The sequence below is a fragment of the Pseudomonas salomonii genome (assembly GCF_900107155.1).
Taxonomy (GTDB): Bacteria; Pseudomonadota; Gammaproteobacteria; order Pseudomonadales; family Pseudomonadaceae; genus Aquipseudomonas; species Aquipseudomonas salomonii.
On sequence record NZ_FNOX01000028.1, the window covers coordinates 1 to 21,366 of the forward strand.

Annotated in this window: 2 protein-coding genes; both read right to left on the bottom strand. The window is 64.4% G+C overall.

The features are described from left to right. On the bottom strand, window positions 1-8,207 hold an 8,207-nt coding region (locus BLV67_RS31805; RefSeq protein ID WP_167365901.1), incomplete at its 3' end, for an amino acid adenylation domain-containing protein. Further along, a partial coding sequence (locus BLV67_RS31810) for a non-ribosomal peptide synthetase (RefSeq protein ID WP_143039903.1) occupies window positions 8,204-21,366 on the bottom strand: 13,163 nt, incomplete at its 5' end. The genes BLV67_RS31810 and BLV67_RS31805, both read right to left, overlap by 4 nt.

Here is a 21,366-nt window from a genome sequence, read left to right on the forward strand (position 1 = left end):
TGGTTGGCACGCCGGTTCAACTGCGCATAGTTCAATGACTGCTCGCCCTGCACCGCTGCCAGTGCCAGCGGCTGCGCAGCAGCATGCTCTTCGAACCGCGCATGAAGCGTCTGCGTATGCGGGTAGTCACGCCGGGTGGCGTTGAACTCGACCAACACTTGGCGAACTTCGGCCGCCGGCACCACCGGCAACTGCTCGAACGGTGTGTGGGGCTGCTGTTCCAACGCTTGCACCAGGTGCTCCACGGCGTTGAGCAGGTAATCACAAATGCGCTGCGCCTCCAGCGGCGAGACCACCAGCGCACTGAGATTGAATTGCTCGCCCAGGTCATCGACGCTGAGGGTGATCGGGTAGTTGGTGCGTTCTTCGGCATGCAAGAAGTACATGCCGTGCCACGCCTCGTCGAGTGTGGCGGCGTCGTCGACCACACCACTGTGACGGTAATTGAGCAAGGCACTGAACAACGGCGTACTCGCAGGCACCCCGCTGCAACGTTGGGCCAGGGCCAGGGACGCATGCTCATGACCGAGCAGTGCGGTCAGGCGCGCATGGGTGGACTTGACGGCAGAGCGCACACCGGCAGCGTCAACATCGACTCGTAGCGGCAAGGTATTGATAAACATGCCCAACGCGCGGTCGGCGCCTTCACCGCCTTGCATGCGGCCCATCAGCACGGTGCCGAACACCACCTGCTGGCGGCCCGACAAGGTGCCGAGCACGCGCGCCCAAGCCAAGTGAAACAGGCTGGCGGCACTCACGCCGCTCTGGCGTGCCTGTTCACGCAAACGCAGGCTCAAGTCGATATCGAGCAGGCGCGTGGCTTCGCCCACCCCATGCCCATCGCCTTGCACGTCCTGCAGGCCGAACGGCAAGGTCGGCTCATCGATTGCGCCGAGCATGTCGCGAAAGAACCGTTCGTGCTCCACATCGGCACTGCCCAGGCGCGCCTGCGCCACATAGTTGCGGTACGGCACGGCGTGGCCCAGTTGCTGCGCTTGCCCCAGCAGGAGCATGCGCATTTCCTGCTGCACCACGTCGAGCGCGGTGTGGTCCATCACCAGGTGATGGAACATCAGCAAGGCGACCACACGCTGGTTGGCCTCGTCATGGGCATAGACGATGCGCATCAACGGCGCCTGGGTCAGGTCCAGGCGATAGTGACGGGCGTCGAAACGTTCACGCAGTTGGCTCACGACGTCAGCGCCCTGCGCTTGCACATGCATCTGCTCGACACCCAGTACAGCTTTGCGCCAGACCACTTGCACCGGGTTTTCCAAACCTTGCCAGACCAGGCTGGTACGCAGGATGTCATGGCGATCGATTACCGCCTGCAACACCTGCGCGAACACCTGGAAACGCTCCAGATTGTCAAAGCCGTAGCTGGATTGCAGCAGGTAGGGGTCACCGGTTTCGGCGCGGATATGATGGTAAAGCACGCCTTCCTGCAACGGTGCCAGCGGGTAGATATCCTGCACATTCGCCGTGCCGCCCGGGATTTGCGCGACGATATGCTCGATGCTCGCTTGATCCAGAGTGACCAGCGGCAACAGTTCAGGGGTAATGCGCGCGCACTCGGGGCTGATCAGATTGGCCGGCACGGCCACTTCACGGCCACTGCCCACCGCGGCGGCCAGCGCCGCCAGGGTCGGCTGGCGGAACAGCACACGCACGTCGGCGCTCAGGTCCGCCTGGCGCATGCGCTCGATCAGGTTGACGGCCAGCAGCGAATGCCCGCCCAGTTCGAAGAAATTGTCGTGGCGCCCGACCTGCTCAACCTTGAGCACATCGGCCCAGATCTGCGCGAGCACGTGCTCCACCTCGCCCTGCGGCGCGGCATAGCCACGGCTGAGCAACGCGTCCTGGTCGGGTGCGGGCAAGGCTTTGCGGTCGACCTTGCCGTTGTTGGTCAGCGGCAAGCTGTCCAGGCGCACATAGGCGCTCGGCACCATGTACTCCGGCAACTGCGCTTGAAGGTGCTGATGCAGCGCCTGGAGGTCGACCGCGCCACGCTCAGTGAAATACGCCACCAGGCGCTTGTGCCCTGGTTCGTCCTCACGGGCCAGTACCACAGCGTCCTTGACCTGGGGGTGCTCGCTCAGGCGTGTCTCGATCTCGCCCAATTCAATGCGGAAACCACGGATTTTCACCTGCTGGTCGTTACGCCCCAGGTACTGCAAAGTGCCGTCGGCACGCCAGGCCACCAGGTCGCCGGTGCGGTACATCAGGCCGGCGTCGCTGAACGGGTCGGCGAGGAATGTTTGCGCCGTCAGGTCGGCACGGTTGAGATAGCCCAGGGCGACGCCCTGGCCACCGATATACAGCTCACCGGCCACACCCACCGCCACCGGTTGCTGGCGCGCATCCAGCACATAGGCACGGCTGTTGCCGACCGGCCGGCCGATGGGAATGCTGCCCTCCTCGGCCGAAGTGATTTCAAAGGTGGTCGAGAAGGTGGTGGCTTCGGTCGGGCCGTAGCCATTGAGCAGGTGCTGCGGCGCGCCGTCTTTGAGTACTCGGGCGATGACACGCGGGTCGAGCACATCGCCACCGACGATCAGATAACGCAGTTGCGTGAACACCGGCAACAGCCCTTCGGCGTATTGGTGGAACAGGCCGGCAGTCATCCACAGCACATTCACCGCTTCAGCGCTGAGCAACTGGGCAAACAGCTGGCGGGACAACAGCGTGTCCTGGTCGACCACCACCACCGCTCCCCCGTTGAGTAGCGGCGCCCACACGTCGAGGGTGCTGGCATCGAACGCCGGGTTGGAGGCAAAGGCCACACGATCCTGCTGATTGAAATCGGCGTAACCGTTGTTGATCACCAAGCGCGTAATTGCCCGGTGCGGCACCAATACGCCTTTTGGCGTGCCGGTGGAGCCGGAGGTGTACATGATGTACGCCGCCGTCTCGGCCGATTGCTCCAGTGCCAGGTTGCAGTCGGGACCAGCGCTCAGGTCCAGGCGGTCGAGGTCCAGGCGACGCGCGCCCGGCGGCGTAGCGATCGAGGCCACACTGAGCAACAGTTGCGCCCCGCTGTCCACAACCATAAAGCCCTGACGGTCCAGCGGCGCATTAACGTCCAGCGGCACATACACGGCCGCGCATTTGCTGATCGCCAACTGGCTCACCAGCAGGTCCACGGAACGTTCGAGCAGGATCGCGACGCGCTCGCCCGGCGCCACGCCCAGGCCGATCAAGTAATGGGCCAAGCGGTTGGCCCGTGCATTCAATTGGGCATAAGTCACCCGTTGTGCCGCGTGCACGGCGGCCAGTGCCGTCGGCTGCCTGGTCGCGAGCGCTTCGAAAAGTGCGTGGACGGTCTGGGTCTGCGGGTAGTCGCGCGCCGTGGCGTTGAATGCCGTCACCACCTGCTCACGCTCATCCGCCGGCAGGATCGCCAGCGTGTGCAGCGCGGTCGTGGACGATTGCTCCAGTGCCTGCACCAGGTGCTCCAATGCCTGATGCACAAACGCGCACAGGCGTTGCGCACCGACTTCCGGCAAGGTCAACACGGTCAGGCTGAAACCGTCACCCCATTCATCGACGTTCAAGGTCAGTGGGTAGTTGGTGCGTTCTTCGCCACCAAGCCCCTCCATGCCCTGCCAGGCTTGCTGGGTCTGTGCCGACCCATCGCCCGCACTGCTATGGCGATAGTTGAGCAGTGCGCTGAACAACGGCAGCGGTGCCAGCACCTGGCTGCAGCGTTGCGCCAGGGCCAACGAGGCGTGCTCATGGCCCAGCAACGCGCTCAAGCGCAAATGCGCCTGGCGTACGCCGGCGCGAGCATCGCGACTGTCCACGTCAATGCGCAACGGCAAGGTATTGATGAACATCCCCAACGCCCGTTCGGCGCCTTCGCCGCCGAGCATGCGGCCCATCAATACCGTGCCGAAAACCACGTGTTGCTGGCCGGTGACACCGGCCAGCACCTGGGCCCAAGCCAAGTGGAACAGGCTGGCGGCACTGACGCCCAGGTGGCGCAACTGGCTGCGCAAGCGCCGGTTCAATTCGGGATCGACGCCCAGGCGGGCTTCTTCGATCGTCTGGGCATCGCCCTGCACATCCTGCAGGCCGAACGGCAACGTCGGTTCGTCGATATCACCCAACAACTCGCGGAAGAACGCTTCGTGCTCTTGCTCGCTGACCCCCAGGCGCGCCTGGGCCACATAATTGCGATAGGGCACCGGCACCGGCAGTTCAGCGCTCGGGTCCAGCAGGTAGGCCTGCATTTCCTGGCTCACCACGTCCAGCGCGGTATGGTCCAGGGCAATGTGGTGGAACAACAGGATCGCGGCCACACGCTGATTGGCCGGGTCCTCGGCATGCACCAGCTGCATCATGGGCGCACGGGCCAGGTCCAGGCGATGCTGGCGGGCGCCAAAACGCTGCTCCAGTTGGGCAAGCACAGCGCCTTTCGCGCCATCCACCACCACCTGCCGCACGTCCAGTTCCGCCTTGCGCCACACCACTTGGACCGGCGCCGACAGGCCCTCCAGTACTATTGCGGTGCGCAAGATGTCATGCCGGTCGATCACGGCCTGCAACGCCTGTACAAACGCCTGCAAGCGTTGGCTGTCGGCAAAGCTGAAGCGCGCCTGAAGCAAATACGGATCGCCTTGCTCAGCACTGAGGTGGTGGTACAGAATGCCTTCCTGCAGCGGTGCCAGCGGGTAGATATCCTGCACATTGGCCACGCCACCGGGCACGCTGGCGACGATACGGTCGATGCTGACCTGGTCCAGGCTGATCAGGGGCAACAGGTCCGGGGTAATGCGTTGGCAATCGGCCTGGATGCGGTTGGGCTCAACCGCCACTTCACGGCCGTGACCCACAGCCGCCGCCAACGCCGCCAACGTCGGCTGGCTGAACAGCACGCGCACATCGGCGTTCAAGCCGGCCTGGCGCATGCGGCTGACCAGGCTGACCGCCAGCAACGAATGCCCGCCCAATTCGAAGAAATGGTCATGGCGCCCGACGCGCTCGACCTTGAGCACATCTGCCCAAATCTGCGCCAGGGTGGCTTCCACTTCGCCCAGCGGCGCCACATAGCTGCGGCTGAGCAAGGCCTCGTGGTCCGGCTCCGGCAGGGCCTTGCGGTCCAGCTTGCCGTTGGCAGTCAGCGGCAGGTTGTCCAGCCGTACATAGGCAGACGGCACCATGTACTCCGGCAGTTGCGCCTGCATAAAGCCACGCAGGGTTTCAATGTCCAGCGTCTCGCGCTCGGTGAAATAGGCGATGAGGCGTCCGTCGCGGGCCAATACCACGGCTTCACGGACCTGCGGATGCGCGCCCAGGCAGCTGTCGAGTTCACCCAGTTCGATACGCACGCCGCGGATCTTCACTTGGTCATCGTTACGCCCCAGGTACTCCAGCGTGCCGTCAGGCAGCCAGCGCGCCAGGTCGCCGGTGCGGTACATGCGCGCCTGCGGCGCGGCACTGAACGGATCATTGACAAAACGCTCGGCGGTCATTTGCGCACGGTTCAAATAACCGCGCGCCACCCCACCGCCTCCGACATACAGCTCACCGGTCGCGCCCAGCGGCACCGGCTTGAGCTGTGCATCAAGCAGGTAGACCTGGGCGTTGGCTACGGGTTTGCCGATGTGCAGGGGCTGCCCGGCTTCAATCACGCCGGAAGTCGCCACCACCGTGGCCTCGGTCGGGCCATAGTTGTTGACCAGGGTAAACGATTGCGCCTGGCTGAACTGGCGCAGACGATCGCCGCCGATCAGCAGGGTCTTGAGCGTCGGGTGTTCCAGTGACTGGCTGAAGGCGTACTCGGCCACCGGCGTGGGCAAGAAGCTGACATCCAGCGGCTGCGCCTGCCACCAGGCCAGCAGCGCATCAATGTCTTCATTACCGTGGGCCGCCGGCGGTAGATGCAGGGTCGCTCCCGCGCACAAGGCCGGCCAGACTTCCCAGGCCATCGCGTCGAAACCAAACCCGGCGACACTGGAGGTGTGGCTGCCCGCGTGCAGGTCGAACGCCTGACAGTGCCAGTTCACCAGGTTCTCCAGGGTCTGGTGTTCGACCATCACGCCTTTGGGCAGGCCGGTGGACCCTGAGGTGTAAATCACATACGCCAGGTGCGCCGGGGTCAGGCCGGCGATGTGTGGATTGTCTTGCGCAGGCCCTTGCAGCAGGCGACTGTCGAGTTCCAGCACCGGTACTTGCAGGGCCGGCAAACGCTCAGCCAGGCCCGGCTGTACCAGCACGGCCACCGGGGCACTGTCTTCGAGCAGGTAGCCGATGCGGTCCAGCGGGTGCGCCGGGTCAATCGGCACATACGCCGCGCCGGCCTTGAGGATCGCCACCAGCCCCACCAGGGTTTCCAGACTGCGGCGCGCGCAGATCGCCACGCGATCGTCCGGCTGCACCCCCAGTTCAAGCAGTTGCAAGGCCAGCTGATTGGCCTGCTGGTTCAGTTCACCATAGGACAGCGCCTGCCCGTCGTACAGCACCGCGACCGCCTGCGGGTCACGCAGCACTTGTTGTTCGATACGCTGATGGATGGTCAGCCCGCGCGGGTAGTCGACCTGGGTTTGGTTGAAACCTTCGAGCAGTTGCGCACGCTCGGCGCTTGGCAGCACCGGCAGTTGGTTGACCGCTATCGATGAGCCTTGCTCCAGCGCCTGCACCAGGTGTTCCAGTGCGGTCAGCATGTATTCGCAAAAACGTTGCGCGCCCAGTACCGGCAACGCCTGGACGGTGACGGCAAAACCGTCGCTCAGTTCATCGACGCTGAGGGTCAGCGGGTAGTTGGTGCGCTCTTCGGTGTGGAAAAATTCGATACCGCGCCAGGCCGCCTGGGCCTGCTCGGACCCCAGGTCATGGGCACTGTGGCGATAGTTGAGCAAGGCGCTGAACAAGGGTTGCGGCGCGGCCACGCCGCTGCAACGTTGCGCCAGCACCAGGGGTGCATGCTCATGGCCGAGCAACGCCGTGAGCCGCGCATGGGTTGCCTTGAGTGCGGCGGCCGGGCTGTGACCGCCCACGTCGACGCGCAGTGGCAAGGTGTTGATCAGCATGCCCAGCGCATGCTCGGCGCCTTCGCCACTCTCCATACGCCCGAGGAATACCGTGCCGAAGACCACCCGTTCATTGCCGGTGACGGCCGCCAGCACCTGGGCCCACGCCAGATGACACAGGCTCGCCGTACTGACCCCTTGCTGCCGGGCCTGGGTGCGCAGGCGCTGGCCCAACACCGCCGGAACCGACTGCCCGGCCTCTTGCAGCACCTGGCCGTCCCCTTGCACATCCGCCAGGCCAAAGGGCAGTGTCGGTGCGTCCACGTCGCCAAGCATCTCGCGAAAAAACGCTTCGTGCTGCTGCTCGCTGACACCCAGGCGTGCCTGGGCCACGTAATTGCGGTACGGCACCGGTTTGCCCAGTTGTGCGGCCTGGCCCAGCAGGTATTGCTGGATTTCATGCTGCACCACCGCCAACGCGGCGTGGTCGGAGACGATGTGGTGCAACATCAGCAAGGCCAGCCAACGATCATTGACCGGGTCGTGCGCGCAGGCGATGCGGATCAGCGGTGCCTGGCTGATGTCCAGGCGGAAATGCTGGTTGTCGAAGCGCTGTTCCAATTGCTGGCGGACGTCGCCGACCGCCGGGTCCAGCGCGACTTCTTCCACCGTCAGGCGCGCCTGGCGCAGTACCACCTGCTGGGGTTCTTCCAGGCCGTCCCAGAGCACGGCGGTGCGGAAGCTGTCATGCCGGTCGATCACGTGTTGCAGCGCCTGGTTGAAGTCATCCAGGCATTGACGGTTGTCCATGCCGATCATGCATTGCAGCACGTAGGGGTCGCCCTGTTGCGCAGACAGGTGATGGAACAGAATGCCCGATTGCAGCGGCGCCAGCGGGTAGATGTCCTGGATGTTGGCTGCGCCGCCGGGAATACACGCGACGATGCGCTCGATGCTGGCCTGATCCAGTGTCGTCAGCGCCAGCATGTCCGGGGTGATATGCGTGCAACCGGCGGGGATGCGGTTGGCCGGTACCGTGACCTGTCCGGCGCGCTCGGCGCGGTACTCGCCAGCGTTGATCAAGGCGATCAACGCGGCTTTGTGCTCGCGCAGCCAAGCCAATACGCTGGGCTCCTTCAACGCTTGCTTGTTGCCCTGCACCACGAGTTGGTCACCCTTGACGGCAAGCTGAACGTCTTTTTCTTTTAATGTCGCCAACAGTTCGAGAACACTCACAGGACCATCTCCATTCTTTCTGTAATTTCGGCGTATTCCCAGAGCGTGGGTTGCTTGAACAGCGCCTTGACGTTTGCATCGATGCCTTCCTGGCGTAACCGCCCGATCAGGCTGACGGCGAGTAATGAATGGCCGCCCAGTTCAAAGAAATGGTCATGTCGACCGACCTGGTCGACCTCCAGCAATTCAGCCCAGAGCCGGGCCAGTGCGATTTCGGTGTCGGTCGACGGCGCCTCATACTCACGCGTACGTAACGCCCCGAGGTCGGGTGCCGGCAGGGCTTTGCGGTCGAGCTTGCCGTTAGGGCTCAGCGGCAGCGCCTCAAGGTGCACGAACAATTGCGGCACCATGTAGTCCGGCAATAGCGCCAACAGGTGCGTGCGCAAGGCTTCAGCCTCGGCCGGTACACCGGTGTAATAGGCCACCAGGCGCTTGTCGCCCGGCACGTCCTCGCGGGCCAGCACCGCGGCTTCCTGGATCTGCGGGTATTCGCCCAGGCGTGCCTGGATTTCCCCCAGTTCGATGCGCAGGCCACGAATCTTGACCTGGTCATCGTTACGGCCCAGGTACTCGATATTGCCGTCGGCCAGGAAGCGTCCGACGTCACCGGTGCGGTACATGCGCCCGGCGTTGAAGGGGTTGTCGACGAAGCGTTCGGCCGTCAGTTCCGGGCGATTCAGGTAGCCACGGGCAACTTGCACGCCACCGATAAACAGTTCGCCGCTGACGCCCAGTGGCGCCGGCTGCAAGTGTTCGTCCAGCACATAGAGGCAGGTATTGGCGATCGGCTTGCCGATCGGCGTGTTGTCCGGGGTGGTCGGCCCGGCGCAGTCCCAGGCGGTAACGTCCACCGCCGCTTCGGTCGGCCCATAGAGGTTGAACAAGGCGCTGGTCGGCAGTTGCTGCTTGAAGCGGCGCACCACACTGCCCGGCAGTGCCTCGCCGCTGCACATCACGCGTACCAGCCCGGCCGCCTGGCTGAGTTCACCATGGGCGAGGAATACCTCGAGCATCGACGGCACAAAGTGCAGCGTGGTGACACGTTCGGCCTGGATGATCTCGCACAGGTACGCGGGGTCCTTGTGCCCGTCAGGACGGGCCATGACCAGGCGCGCCCCGGTAAACAGCGGCCAGAAGAACTCCCACACCGACACGTCGAAGCTGAACGGGGTTTTCTGCAGCACCGTGTCGCTGGCGTCGAGGCCGTAGGCTTCCTGCATCCACAGCAGGCGGTTGACCACCGCGCTGTGTTCGTTAATGACGCCCTTGGGCTTGCCGGTGGAGCCGGAGGTGTAGATCACATAGGCCTGGTGTTGTGGGGTCAACCCGGCAATCAACGGGTTGCTCGCCGACTGCTGTTGCCAGGTGAGGCGCTCCAGGTCGACGACCGGCACGTCGAGGTGCCCCAGCAAGGCACGGGTGGCGCCTTGGACCAGCACCACGGCCGGCGCGCTGTCTTCCAGCATGTAGGCCAGGCGGTCCAGCGGATAAGCAGGGTCCAGCGGCACATAACCGCCGCCGGCCTTGAGAATTGCCAGCAAGCCAACCACCATTTCCAGGCTGCGCTCAGCGCAGATCGCCACCCGCGAATCCGGCACCACACCGAGCTCACGCAGATGATGGGCCAAGCGGTTGGCCCGCTCGTTCAGCTCGCAATAACTCAGGTGCCGGGCGTCCGCCAATACTGCGACGGCGTTCGGCGTGCGCGCCACTTGGGCTTCGAACAGCCCATGCAGGGTTTGTTGCAGCGGGTAGTCGCGGGCCGTGTCGTTGAAGGCCACCAGCACCGTTTCACGCTCTTGGGCCGGTAGCACCGAGAGTTGCCGCAAGGCGCTGTGCGGCGCGGTCTCCAGCGCCTGCACCAAGTTATGCAAAGCGGTCTGCACATAGTCCACCACGCGCTGGGCATCCACCGCGATGGCCTGTACGTTCAAGCGGAAGCTGTCACCTTGGTCATCCACGTTCAGCGCCAGCGGGTAGTTGGTGCGTTCTTCGCTGGCCAGGGTTTCGATGCCCACCCAGGCGTCACGGGTCTGATGCATCACGCCATCGCTGGCGCTGTGCCGATAGTTGAGCATCGCGCTGAACAACGGCGCCGGCGCGGCCACGCCACTGCAGCGCTGGGCCAGGGATAATGAGGCATGCTCGTGGCCCAGCAGCGCCGACAGGCGTGCGTGGGTGGCACGCACGCCGGTCCGTGCGCTGTGCTGGCCGAGGTCGACGCGCAGCGGCAAGGTGTTGATGAACATCCCCAGCGCGCGATCAGCGCCTTCGCCGCCCTGCAGGCGCCCGACCAGAACCGTGCCGAACACCACGTCCTGCCTGCCCGAGACTGCGCCCAGCACCTGGGCATAGGCCAAGTGGAACAGGCTGGCAACGCTGACCCCAAGGGCACGCGCCGCAGTGCGCAGACGCCGGCTGACGTCCACCGGCAAGGTCTGGGTAACTTCAGCCACCGTGTTGCCGTCGCTCTGCACGTCCTTGAGGCCGAACGGCAGCGTCGGCTCGTCAATGTCGCCGAGCATCTCGCTGAAAAAGCGTTCATGCTCCTGCTCAACCCCACCCAGGCGCGTCTGGGCTACGTAGTTGCGGTAAGGCACCGGCGCCGGGAGTGGCGCGGTGGCGCCCAACAGGCTGGCGGCCATTTCCCAGCTGACCACCTCAAGTGCCGTGTGGTCCAGGACCATGTGGTGGAACAACAGCACCGCCACGGTGCGGTCATTGCGCTCGTCGCGGGCATAGGCCAGGCGCATCAAGGGTGCCTGGCTGACGTCAAGGCTGTAGTGCCGAGCGTCAAACCGCGCATGCAATTGGGTCAGGATATCGCCGTCGGCCGGGTCGAGGATCAGCTCCTGCACCGGTAGCTCGGCTTTGCGCCACACTACCTGTGCGGGGGCGCTCAAGCCCTCCCAGACCATCCCGGTACGCAGGATGTCGTGGCGCTCGATCACGGCTTGCAGGGCGTGGGCAAAACGCTGCAAACGCTCGAGGCTGTCGAAGGCCATTTGCGACTGCAGCAGGTAGGGGTCGCCCTGCTCGGCGGTGATGTGGTGATAGAGAATGCCTTCCTGCAACGGCGCCAGGACATAGATATCCTGCACATTGGCCACGCCGCCCGGAACCTGGGCGACGACATGGTCAATACTGGCCTGGTCCAGGCTGATCAGGGGCAACAGGTCTGGCGTGATGCGCTCACACGCGGCAGTGATCAGGTTGGCCGGCACGGCCACTTCACGCCCACTGCCCACGGCGCCAGCCAGTGCCGCCAAGGTCGGCTGGCTGAACAGCACACGCACATCGGCACCGAGTCCGGCCTGGCGCATGCGTTCGATCAGGCTCACGGACAGCAGCGAGTGGCCGCCCAGTTCAAAGAAGTTATCGTAACGGCCAACCTGTTCGACCTTGAGCAAGTCCGCCCAGATCCGTGCCAGCACGTTTTCCACTTCCCCCTGGGGGGCTTCGTAGCCACGGCTGAGCAAGGCGTCCTGGTCCGGTGCCGGCAGGGCCTTGCGGTCAACCTTGCCGTTACTGGTCAGCGGCAGGCTGTCCAGGCGCACGTAGGCGCTCGGTACCATGTAGTCCGGCAGCTGCGTCAACAGGTCGTCGCGCAGGGTGGCGATGTCCACGCTGTCGCGCTCAGTGAAATACGCCACCAGGCGCTTGTGCCCCGGCTCGTCTTCACGGGCCAGTACCACAGCGTCCTTGACCTGGGGGTGCTCGCTCAGGCGTGTCTCGATCTCGCCCAGTTCGATGCGGAAACCACGGATTTTCACCTGTTGGTCGTTACGACCCTGGTACTGCAAGGTACCGTCCGCGCGCCAGGCCACCAGGTCGCCGGTGCGGTACATCAAGCCCGTGTCGCTGAACGGGTCGGCGAGGAATGTTTGCGCCGTCAGGTCCGCACGGTTGAGATAGCCCAGGGCAACGCCCTGACCGCCGATGTAGAGTTCACCGGTCACGCCGACCGGCACCGGTTGCTGATGGGCATCCAGCACATAGGCACGGCTGTTGCCGACCGGCCGGCCAATCGGGATGCTGCCCTCCTCGGCCGAGGTAATTTCAAAGGTGGTCGAGAAGGTGGTGGCTTCGGTCGGGCCATAGCCATTGAGCAGGTGCTGCGGCGCGCCGTCCTTGAGCACCCGGGCGATGACACTTGGGTCGAGCACATCGCCGCCGACGATCAGGTAACGCAACTGCGTGAACACCGGCAGCAACCCATCGGCGTACTGGTGGAACAAGCCCGCGGTCATCCACAACACGCTGACCGCTTGCTGCTGCAACAGCGCCGCAAAATCGGCCCGAGACAACAGCGTGTCCTGGTCGACCACCACCACCGCGCCGCCGTTGAGCAAGGGCGCCCACACGTCGAGGGTGCTGGCATCGAACGCCGGGTTGGAGGCAAAGGCCACACGGTCGTGCTGATTGAAATCGGCATAGCCGTTGTTGATCACCAAGCGTGTAATTGCCCGGTGCGGTACCAATACGCCTTTCGGCGTGCCGGTGGAGCCGGAGGTGTACATGATGTACGCCGCTGTCTCGGCCGATGGCTCGAGTGCCGGGTTGTGCGCGGGCTGGTCGCCAAGCTTCAGCAGGTCCAGGTCGATGCGCGGCACATCGAACACCCTCGCCTGCCCTGTGTTGCTCAACAGCCATGCGGCGTGGCTGTCCTCCAGCATGAACGCCTGGCGTTCGACGGGCGCATTAACATCCAGTGGCACATACACCGCCGCGCACTTGCTGATGGCCAGTTGACACACCAGCAGGTCGATCGAGCGCTCCAGCAGCACCGCCACGCTGTCGCCCGCTTGCAGCCCCAGGCTGACCAGATGATGGGCCAGGCGGTTGGCACGTGTGTTCAACTCGGTATAGCTGACCTGCTGTTGGCCATGCACTGCCGCAACGGCTTGCGGTTGTGCCTGTGCCCAGGCTTCGAACACTTGATGGACCGATTGCTGATGCGGGTAGTCCCGCGGGGTGCCATTGAAGGTCTGCAGCAGCAGCCGGCGTTCATCCTCGGCCAGCAACGACGTGCGGTTGGCGGGTGCATGCGGTGCGTGTTCCAACGTATCGACCAACCCGACCAACGCCGTGCACACATAGCCCAGTACCCGTTGCGCGCCCACCGAACGTGGGGCCAAGGCACTGACGCGGAAGTCTTCGCCCACATCGTCCACCGAGAGGATCAGCGGATAGCTGTTGACCCCTTCGTTGGCGAGCATCTGGATACCTTCCCAGGCCACACGACTGGCTTCGCTGACCGTGCTCGACGCATGACGGTAGTTGAGCAAGGCACTGAACAATGGCGCCGGGGCCGCTACGCCACTGCAGCGTTGGGCCAACGTCAGCGATGCATGCTCATGGGCCACCAACTGGCTCAAGGCGACATGGGTATGCTTGACCGCCGCACTCAGGCTGTCATCGCTCAGGCGCACGCGCAGCGGCAAGGTGTTGATGAACATCCCCATGGAGCGGTCAGCACCGTCACCGGCCTGCAAGCGGCCGAGCAGAACCGTGCCGAACACCACATCATCGCGGCCCGACAGCGCACCGATGACCCGGGCCCAGACCCAGTGATACAGCGCAGCGGCACTGACCCCCAGGTGCCGCGCCTGACGACGCAAGCGCTGGCTAAGCACCGGGCCCAGCCAATGATCAACCTCTTCGGTGGCATCGCGCTCGCTGTCGATACGTTGCACACCAAACGGCAAGGTCGGTTCATCGACATCACCGAGCATAGTGCCGAAGAACGCCGCGTGAGCCGCCTGGTCATTGCCCTGGCGGGCCTGGGCCACATAGTTGCGGTACGGCACCGAGGCCCCCAGTTGCTGCGCACGCCCGCTCATGTGTGCTTCGATTTCTCCCACCAGCACGCCCATGGACGTTGCGTCGTTGACCATATGGTGGAAGGACAGCATGCCGATCCAGCGCTGGTGCTGCGGGTCATGGGCGAACCCCAGGTGCATCATCGGCGCTTGGCGGATGTCCATGCGGTGTTGACCCAGGCTGAAGTGTTCACGCAACTGCGCCAGCACATCACCGGCCCGCGGGATCAGTTCGTCGAGCCCCAGCGGGGCCTCGCGCCAGACCACTTGCACCGGTGCCTCAAGCTGCTCCCAGAACAGCCCGGTACGCAGGATGTCATGGCGGTCGATCACGTGTTGCAAGGCTTGGACGAATCCGTCCAGGCGCTGGCGACTGTCAAACGCGAACAGTGCATGTTGCTGGTACGGGTCGCCCTGCTCCGCGCTGATATGGTGATACAACAGACCTTCCTGCAATGGCGCCAGGGCATAGATATCCTGCACGTTGGCGACGCCACCGGGGACATGGGCGACGATGCGGTCGATGCTGGCCTGATCCAGCGTGGCCAGCGGCAGCAGGTCCGGAGTGATGCGCGTACAGCCGGCGTCAATACGGTTGACGGGCACCGCCACTTCGTTACCGGCCCCCACCGCCGCAGCGAGTGCCGCCAGGGTGGGTTGGCTGAACAGCACACGTACATCCGCCTGCAAACCTGCCTGGCGCATGCGCTCAACCAGGCCCACAGCCAGCAAGGAATGGCCGCCCAGCTCAAAGAAGTTATCGTGGCGGCCTACCTGCGCAAGCTTCAGCACATCGGCCCAGATCTGCGCGAGTGCGGTTTCCACCTCGCCCTCGGGGGCTTCATAGCCACGGCTGATCAGCGCTTCCAGCCCCGGTTCGGGCAATGCCTTGCGGTCGAGCTTGCCGTTGGCGGTCAGCGGCAGATGGTCCAGGCGTACATAAGCGGCCGGCACCATGTACTCCGGCAGGCACGCTTGCAGGCTGTTGCGCAACGTCTCAACTTCCAGTGGCTGCGTCTCAGTGAAGTAGGCCACCAGGCGCCCTTCGCGGGCCAGTACCACGGCTTCACGCACGTGGGGTTGTTCAGCGAGGCGGGTTTCGATTTCGCCCAATTCGATGCGTACGCCGCGGATTTTCACCTGGTCATCGTTACGCCCCAGGTAATCGAGGGTGCCGTCTTCCAGCCAGCGCGCAAGGTCGCCCGTGCGGTACATGCGGGCCTGCGGGTCGCGACTGAACGGGTCTTTGAGGAAGCGTTCGGCGCTCATCTGCGGGCGGTTCAGGTAACCCCGTGCCACACCGGCACCGGCTACATACAGCTCACCGGCAACCCCCAGGGGCACCGGCTGCTGACGCTCATCCAACAGGTAGACCTGGGTATTGGCCACCGGCTTGCCGATATGCAACACCTGGCCGGCTTCTATACGCCCGGAGGTCGCCACCACAGTGGCTTCGGTCGGGCCATAGTTGTTGACCAGATGGAACCGCTGCGGCGTATTGAACTGACGCAGACGGTCGCCGCCGATCAGCAGGGTCTTGAGGGTCGGATGTTGCAGCGCCTGGCTGAAGGCGTACTCGGCCACCGGCGTCGGCAGGAAGCTGACATCCAGCGGCTGGGCCAGCCACCATCGCAGCAGCGCGTCGATGTCTTCACTGCCGTCATGGGCGGGCGGCAGATGCAGGGTCGCACCGACGCAGAGCGCCGGCCAGACCTCCCAGGCCATGGCATCAAAGCCAAAACCAGCGACGCTCGACGTATGGCTGCCGTGCTCCAGTTCAAACGCATCACAATGCCAGCTCACCAGGTTTTCCAGGGTGCGGTGTTCGACCATTACGCCCTTGGGCAAGCCGGTGGAGCCCGAGGTGTAGATCACGTACGCCAGGTGCGCCGGAGTCAACCCGGCGATGTGCGGGTTGCCTTTGGACGGGCCTTGCCACAGGCGCCGGTCCAGTTCCATCACCGGCACGGTCAAGGTCGGCAAACGTTGCGCCAGCGCGGGCTGAATCAGCACAGCCACCGGTGCGCTGTCGTCGAGCAGGTAACGCAGGCGCTCGGCCGGGTGCGCCGCATCGATGGGCACGTAGCACGCGCCCGCCTTGAGAATCGCCACCAGCCCCACCAGCATTTCCAGGCTGCGCTGGGCGCAGATCGCCACGCGATCGTCGGGTTGCACGCCGAGTTCGATCAACTGGTGCGCCAGTTGGTTGGCTTGGCGGTTCAGCTCGCTGTAGGTCAGGCTCTGCCCCTGATACACAGCGGCCAGCGTATGCGGATACAGCTCGACCTGGCGTTCGAAACGCTGGTGAATGGTCTGGCCGTGGGCATAGTCGACACGCGTATCGTTGAATCCGCCGAGCACCTGTTGACGGGCCTCGGCCGGCAAGATCGACAGGCTGTTGAGTGCGGTCTGCGGCGCCTGCTCCAGGGCCTCGACCAGTTGCTCGACGACGCGGTTCACGTAGGCACAGATGCGTTGCGCGCCCATGGACGCCAGTGCCAACGCGCTGAGGCTGAAGGCCTCGCCCAAATCGTTGACGCTCAAGGTCAACGGGTAGTTGGAGCGCTCCCGTGCCTGTAACAGCTCCATGCCTTGCCAGGCACGCAGCGACGCTTCGCTGACTTCAACGGCGTTGGCCGGGGTGTGGCGGTAGTTGAACAATGCACTGAACAACGGCAACGATTGCGGCACGCCGCTGCAACGTTGCACCTGGGCCAGCGAAGCCAACTCATGGGCGAGCAAGCCAGACAGACGTGCATGGGTGGCCTTGACCGCCTCCTGCACGCCCTGATCGGTGATATCGACCCGCAGCGGCAAGGTATTGATAAACATGCCCAGGGCCCGGTCGGCACCCTCGCCGCCTTGCAGGCGGCCCATCATCACAGTGCCGAACACCACGCGTTCGGTACTGGAAACCACTCCCAGCACCCGCGCCCAAGCCAAATGAAACAGGCTGGCGGGGCTGACCCCGTTTTTGCGCGTTACGCTGCGCAGACGCCGGCTCAGGCCCGCATCCAGGGTCAGGTCGACCTCATCGATGTCGTAGCCGTCGTCACGTACGTCTTGCTGGGCGAACGGCAGAGTCGGCTCGTCGACATCGCCGAGCATGTCGCGAAAGAACGTCTCGTGTTCCTGCTCGCGGCTGGCCAGGCGGGTCTGTACCACGTAGTTGCGGTAAGGCACCGAGGCGACCAACTCATCCCCTTTGCCGAGCAGGAACGCCTCCATTTCGCGCCACACCACGTCCATAGCCATGTGGTCCATGATGGTGTGGTGGAACAGCAGCGTAGCAACGATGCGCCGGCCAGCCTCATCATCGGCGTACACCAGTTGCATCAGCGGCGCCTGGGTCACATTCAAGCGATGCCGGCGCGGGTCAACGTGCGCGGCCAGTTGCGCGGCGATGTCGCCGCCACGCGGGTCGAACTGCACCGCCCGGGTGATCATCTGCGCCTGGCGCCAGACCACTTGCACCGGCTGTTCCAGACCTTCCCAGACGAAGCTGGTGCGCAGCACATCGTGGCGGTCGATGACCTGTTGCAACGCCTGGGCAAATTGCTGCAGACGTGCCGGGTCGGCAAACGCGAACTGGCCCTGTTGCACATACAAGTCGCCCTGTTCGGCGCTGATGTGGTGGTAAAGGATGCCTTCCTGCAGCGGTGCCAACGGGTAGATATCCTGCACATTGGCGGCACCGCCAGCGACGGTGGCGACAATGCGATCGATGCTGGCCTGATCAAGTGTCACCAGCGGCAGCAGCTGCGGGGTAATGTGCGTGCAACCGTCCGGGATAACGTTGGACGGCACCTGGATCTCACGCCCGCTGCCCACGGCAGCGGCCAGCGCCGCCAGGGTTGGCTGGTTGAACAACACACGCACGTCGGCGTTCAGGCCGGCCTGGCGCATGCGGCCAATCAGGCCGACGGCCAGCAGCGAATGCCCGCCCAGTTCGAAGAAGTGATCATGACGACCCACCTTCTCGACCTTGAGCACATCGGCCCAGATCTGCGCCAGCAGGGTTTCGACCGCACCCACCGGTGCTTCATAACCCCGTGCGATCACCGACTCCATCCCCGGTTCCGGCAGGGCTTTGCGGTCAAGCTTGCCATTAGGGCTCAACGGCAAGGTCTCCAGCACCACGTACGCCTGCGGCACCATGTACGCCGGTAAATACTGCTGCACCTGCTCGCGCAAGGCTTCGATATCCAGGGCAGACGCCGCCTCATGCAGCGTGAGATACGCCACAAGGCGCTCGTCACGCACCACTACCACGGCTTCGCACACGTCGGTGTGCGCCAACAGGCAGGTTTGGATTTCCCCCAGTTCGATGCGCAAGCCGCGCAGCTTGACTTGATCGTCATTGCGTCCCAGATATTGGAGGCTGCCGTCGGACAGGTAACGCACCAGGTCACCGGTTTTGTACACGCGTCCAGTGCCGGTTAACGGGTCTGCCAGGAAGCGCTCGGCCGTCAGGTCATCGCGCCCCAGGTAGCCGCGGGCGACACCGGCGCCGCCGATATACAACTCGCCCGCGACCCCCAACGCCACCGGTTTCAGGCCTGCATCGAGCACATAGGCCCGCGCGTTGGCGATCGGTTTGCCGATCGGCACCGACTCGACCGGCAAGTGGCCGTCGCAGGTCCACGAGGTACTGTCGATGGTGGCCTCGGTGGGCCCATACAGGTTGACGATACCGTGAGTGGTCAGTGCCCGAGCTTGCATCGCCAGCTGGGGCTCCAGTGCTTCGCCGCCGCTGAACAGGTAGCGACATTGCACGCCGCTGGCCGGCAGTTGCACCAGCAGACGCAGCAGGCTCGGCACGAACTGGGCGACGCTGACCTGTTGTTCCACCATAGTCTGCGCCATCTGCTCAACGTCCCGCGAGGCGTGTGCCGGCAACAGCACCAGCCGCGCACCGATGGCCAGTGGCGTCCAGATTTCCCAGACCGAAGCGTCGAAAGCCACCGAGGTGCGTTGCAGGATCCGTTCATCGGCATCGAAGCCAAAGGTACGGGTCTGCCAGGTGATGTGGTTGACCAGCGAACCATGCTCGACCATCACGCCTTTAGGGCGCCCGGTAGAGCCCGAGGTAAAGATCACGTAGGCCAGGTGATTGGGCCCGGCCACGGTGGCCGGGTTGTGCAGCGGTTGCGCACGTAAGAACGCGTCGTCCAGGTCCAGCAGCGCGATATCGCTGTCTGCCAGTACTGCGCGGGTTTGAGCCTGCACCAGCACGGCCAGCGGCTGGCTGTCTTGCAGGGTCAGTGCCAGGCGTTGCGACGGATATTGCGGGTCAAGTGGCACATAGGCGGCGCCCGATTTGAGAATGCCCAGCAGCCCGACGATCATCGCTGGGCTGCGCTCCATGCAGATCGCCACCCGGGCATCGGCCTGCGCGCCGAGGCTGCGCAGGTGATGCGCCACCTGGTTGGCCTGCTCGTTGAGTTGGCGGTAGCTCAGCGTTTGGTCACCCAGCACCACCGCTACGGCGTGCGGCGTGTGCAAGGCGTGTGCCTCGATCATCTGCACCACGGTCAGGTCCCGTGGGTACTCGGCGTCAGTGGCGTTGAAGTCCACGGTCAACTGGCGAGTTTGCTTCGGCGAGAGCATCGACAGATGCTCGAGCGCCATCTGTGGCGTTTGCTCCAGGGCCTCGACCAACTGCTCGAGCAGGGTCGCGAGGTAACCGCAGATCAACTGCGGGTCCACCGACGCGACCGTCAACGCATCCAGGCTGAAGTCTTCACCCAGGTCATTGACGCTCAGGCTGACCGGGTAGTTGGTACGTTCTTCGGACGCCAGGAAGCGCATACCGCGCCAGGCCTGCTCCATCTCGGCCGTCAGCGTAGTGTGCGCCGCCGGCGTGTGACGGTAGTTGAGCAATGCACTGAACAGCGGTGTCGATTGCGCCACCCCGCTGCAACGCTGCACCAGGGCCAGCGACGCATGCTCATGCCCCAGCAGCCCGGTCAGGCGCGCATGGGTCGCCTTGACCGCAGCCTGCACGCCCATGCCCGTGATATCGACCCGCAGCGGCAAGGTATTGATAAACATACCCAGTGCACGGTCGGCGCCGTCGCCACCTTGCATACGGCCCATCAATACGGTGCCAAACACCACGCTGCGGGTGTCGGACACACTGCCCAACACCTTGGCCCACGCCAGATGAAACACGCTGGCGGCGCTGACACCCAGAAGCCGTGCCCGTGTGCGCAGGCGCCGGCTCAATGCGGCGTCCAGGGTCAACGAGGCTTCACGGATGGCGTGCCCCTCGCCCTGTACATCCTGCAAACCGAACGGCAACGTCGGCTCGTCGATATCACCGAGCATGTCACGGAAGAACGTCTCGTGTTCTTGTTCACTGAGACCCAGGCGCGCCTGGGCCACATAGTTGCGGTACGGAATCGCAGGCGCCAGGGGTTCGACCTGCCCCAGCAGGCTGGCCTGCATTTCCTGGCTGACCACCTCCAGGGCGGTATGGTCCAGGGCCAGGTGATGGAACAACAGGATGGCGACCACGCGTTGATGGGCGCGGTCCTCGGCATACACCAGGCGAATCAGCGGAGCCTGGCTGACCTCGAGGCGGTAATGCCGGGCGTCAAAGCGCCCATGCAGTTGCGCCAGAATGTCACCGTCGGCTGGGTCCAGGTCAATCCCTTGCACCGGCAATTCGGCATTACGCCACACCACTTGCGCCGGGCTGGCCATGTCTTCCCACACAACGGCCGTACGCAGGATGTCATGACGGTCGACCACCTGCTGCAGCGCCTGGGCAAATGCCTGCAGCCGCTCGACGTCGTCGAACTCCAATTGCGATTGCAGCAGGTACGGGTCGCCCTGCTCGGCGGTGATGTGGTGATAGAGAATACCTTCCTGCAACGGCGCCAGGGCGTAAATGTCCTGCACATTGCTCACGCCGCCCGGCACGCTGGCAACAATGCGATCGATCGCCGCTGGGTCCAGTTGGGCCAGGGGCAGCAGGTCCGGGGTGATATGCGTGCACTCGGGGGTAATCAGGTTGGCCGGCACGGCCACCTCGCGCCCTGAGCCGACGGCGGCGGCCAGTGCCGCCAAGGTCGGTTGGCTGAACAATACGCGCACGTCGGCGCTGAGCTCGGCGCGGCGCATGCGTTCAATCAGGTTCACGGCCAGCAGTGAATGACCGCCCAGTTCGAAGAAGTTGTCATGCCGCCCGACCTGCTCAACCTTGAGCACATCGGCCCAGATCTGCGCGAGCACTTTCTCCACCTCGCCTTGCGGCGCTTCGTAGCCACGGCTGAGCAACGCGTCCTGGTCGGGTGCGGGCAAGGCTTTGCGGTCGACCTTGCCGTTGTTGG